The 3637-nt window shown below is 50.9% G+C and carries 3 protein-coding genes; all 3 read left to right on the forward strand.

Features of this window, described 5'->3' with window-relative positions; all coding sequences use genetic code 11:
- On the forward strand, positions 1-134 hold a 134-nt coding region (locus ABUL11_RS11105), incomplete at its 5' end, for an IS3 family transposase (protein WP_350283919.1).
- Positions 135-409: 275 nt separating this feature from the next.
- Positions 410-2908 carry a TonB-dependent siderophore receptor gene (locus tag ABUL11_RS11110; protein ID WP_350283917.1) on the forward strand — a complete coding sequence of 833 codons (2499 nt, stop codon included), beginning with the start codon at positions 410-412 and terminating at the stop codon, positions 2906-2908.
- 112 nt (positions 2909-3020) lie between these two features.
- Positions 3021-3257, forward strand: coding sequence for a hypothetical protein (locus tag ABUL11_RS11115; protein WP_350283918.1), 237 nt, complete (start codon positions 3021-3023; stop codon positions 3255-3257).
- Positions 3258-3637: the final 380 nt, after the last annotated feature.

Consider the following 3637-nt stretch of genomic DNA (forward strand, 5'->3'; position numbering starts at 1 on the left):
GCCATAAAGCCCAGCAAGATGTACTGCAGTATATTTCTATGTTCTATAACAGCCAACGACTGCATTCATACCGGGGCTACAAAAGCCCGAATCAATATGAGGTAGAAATGGAAATATTGAAAAATGTTGCTTAACTGGATTGTCCGGTTTTACTTGACCAGGTCAGGCTACCTATGTGAAACGTCAACACGCCCTAGCTGGAACACGCCCGACGTATTTTGGGTGCCATCTGAAAAATAATCCTCATTTTTTTCGAAAAGTACTTCTACCTTTTGGTCTCTCATTCGATTAAGGGGTGAGAGATCACCAAAATCGCCCACGCTCGCTGTTAGCTGTTCGGCAGTTGTGCGCTAGGTAAGGTGGTCTGACTCTAATTCGTCAATTACTTTGCACAAGGAAGAACATTGTCATGTCTGGCCATCCATTCCATGTCGCTTCTGCGGCAGCAGTCATCGTTTTCGATCTGCCTGTTCGGGCAGGTATGGGCTTTCGCTCCCTGCTGATAACTATTCACCTGGTCGTGATCAGCGGACTTGCTGGCTGGCAGTCTATGGCTCATGCGCAGACCATAGAACCCGCAGCAGCATCCATGCAGCAGACACAGGCTGCGCGTACCTACAACATTCCTGCCGGGCCACTCGAGGCCGCACTGGCACGTTTTATCAGCGAATCGGGTGTACCGCTGGCTGCTACGCCTGAACTCGTACAGGGCAAGCAAAGCCCGGGTGTGCGTGGCACCTTTAGTATACAGGCAGCACTGAACGCACTGCTGAAGGGAACCGGGCTGGAAGCGATACGTAATGCCGAAGGGCAGTACGGGCTACAGCCGGTCGCAAGCGAAGTCAGAACGCTTCCCCCTGTGACAGTGACAAGCAGGGCGATCAATTCCAATTCTGTGCTCGGCAACCTCCCGCCTGCTTATCCCGGTGGGCAAGTCGCGACCGGTGGCCGCCTCGGTCTGCTTGGGAATCGTGACATGATGGACGCGCCGTTTAGCCAGATAAGCTACACGGAGGAATTGATCCAGAATCAGCAGGCTAAGACGGTCGGAGATGTGCTGCGCAACGACCCTTCCGTTACGCTTCAAAGTTCTCGTGCCACTGGCTTCGAAGAGTTCACTATCCGGGGATTTGGCACTCTGGGGCAGGATCGCCTGAGCATCAACGGCCTCTATGGCACATCACCGATTGTTCCGATGGAATTGGTGGAGCGTGTCGAAATCCTCAAGGGTCCGAATGCCCTTCTTAACGGATTGCCGACTTCGGGCAACGCGATTGGAGGCACTGTCAACATGGTGCTGAAACGGGCACCCGAAGATCCGCTGACGCGACTAACAACCAGTTATCAGTCACGTTCAAATTTCGGTGCTCACATTGATGTCGGACGTCGTTTTGGCGAGGGTGGAAAGTTTGGCGCTCGCTTCAACGGAAGCTATAGGAAGGGTGAAACTGCAATCAAGCGGAACAAGGATGAATTTGGTTTAGTGGGCTTGGGCCTCGATTTCCGGGGTGAGCGGGTGCGGCTCTCTGTCGATCTTAGCTACCAGAAAGCCGACATAGATGCACAGGCACCCCTGATTAGGGTGGGGGTTGGTGTTCCTGTTCCAAGTGCGCCTAATTCCAGCAAAGGATTTAGTCCTTTTTGGTTTGATCGGTTCCACGAAGAATTGTTTGGAATGGTTCAGGGTGAAGTGGATATTTCCAGCAATGTGACAGCTTATGTTGCATTCGGCGTCCGGGATTGGAAGTTAGGAGGACGTAACGCGACCCCTACCATCAACAATGTGAGCGGGGACTGGCTTGCTACTTCATCGAGTTTTGGAGAAAAATACAAGAATCTGTCCGGGCAAACAGGCATCAGGGCATCGTTCGATACTGGTCCTGTCAGCCATGAACTGGTGATCGATGTGTCTCGTGCAACACGAGACTACAGCTATGCAAACCTATCGGGTTCGGTGATCGCATCAAATATCTATATCGAGCCCAATATTCCTGATCCCGGCCTTCCCAGGGCCAATCCCATAAAGAGGGCTGATACCGTCGTTTCGAGCTTTGGTTTCGTGGATACACTCTCGATCCTCGACAAGCGCGTTCAATTGACCGTGGGAATGCGGCGCCAACGACTGGATAGAGGCAATTTCAACGCTGCGGGCACTGCAGTGACTTCGAATTATGACCGGCATGTCTGGACTCCGGCCTATGCGCTGCTCCTTAAACCTCTCAAAAATGTCTCGGTCTATGCGAACTACATTGAGGGTCTTGAGCAAGGCACGACCGTCGGGGAAACTTTTGCCAATGCCGGCCAGATCTTCCCGCCATATCGGACCAAGCAGTATGAGGCCGGTATGAAAGTCGACTGGGGCACGTTGACCACGACCGTTGGCGCCTTCGAGATCACTCGCGCCAGCACGATCTCGGTTCCAGGCATGCCATTTCCGACGCTTTCGGTCGATGGCGAGCAAGTCAATCGAGGTATCGAGGTTAATGTCTTCGGCGAACCCGTCAACGGATTGCGTGTACTGGGCGGTGTGATGTTCCTCGACGGGAAGCTGACAAAGACCGAAGGTGGGATAAACGACGGCAGGAAGGCGCCTGGCGTGCCGGAAATCAATATCGCGTTGGGGGTTGAGTGGGATCCTTCGTTCCTGCCTAGGCTCACGTTCAGCGGACGGGTGAACCATAATGGGAAGAAATTCTTCGATGCGGCGAACACTCAGGTTATCCCGGCGTGGACACGCGTCGATCTTGGTACAAGATATAAGCTGAATACAAGTTTGAACAATAAGGCGATCACTTTTCGCTTCGATGTGCAGAATGTCTTTGACCGGGATTACTGGGAAAACGGAATGAGCGTTTTAACTATTTCTGCTCCGAGAACCTTTCTATTGTCGGCTAGTATGGATTTCTGATTTAGCATTTCAACCTGATGATTCCGACTCGGGAATGGTGGCCTGATATTTGCTATCGTGCCGCTTGCGATGGCTACATATTATGGCTTTGGGATCGGTAGGCTAACAGGCGATGTCGAACGAGTTTTACCGCCACTATCTGCCGATCTGGTATATGGCCGACGAAGTGATAGTCGCTGGACTGGACGGTATTCTGTTTCCTACGCAGGCCTATTCGCGCGAAACCAACCTGGTGATTTATCTCAGCTCCGGCAGATCTGCATCGCAATTGCGCATTTATAATCTGCATAATATGCTGCTTAAGATGATCTTCGATGACGTCACAACGCTTCCCTACTCACATTTCTAGAGAAAGTAAAAGCATTCAATGCAATGTACCGCAGAGGGTAGCTTGGGCTTCATTATCATTGTCTAGCAGGGATATCAGTACGCTGATGTCGAAGCTGATCATACGTTATCGTCCATGCCCTCGGCGGCATTGCGGTATTGTAACTGTACAATGACAATATCCTTAATAACTATTCCGTGTTTTCTACCCTGACTTGTATTGCAGCAATTGGTATGTATTGAGTACAATTAAATAAAAATCATTCTTATTTAATGTAGAACAATTGCCCAAGCTGGAAAAGAAATACATGTCGACTACGGAAGAAGCTTCTGAGAACGAGATTGCTATCCTCTACACGGACCATCATGGCTGGCTCAAAAGATGGTTATACCGCAAGCTGG

The organism is Nitrosomonas sp., from assembly GCF_040256045.1.
Classification (GTDB): Bacteria; Pseudomonadota; Gammaproteobacteria; order Burkholderiales; family Nitrosomonadaceae; genus Nitrosomonas.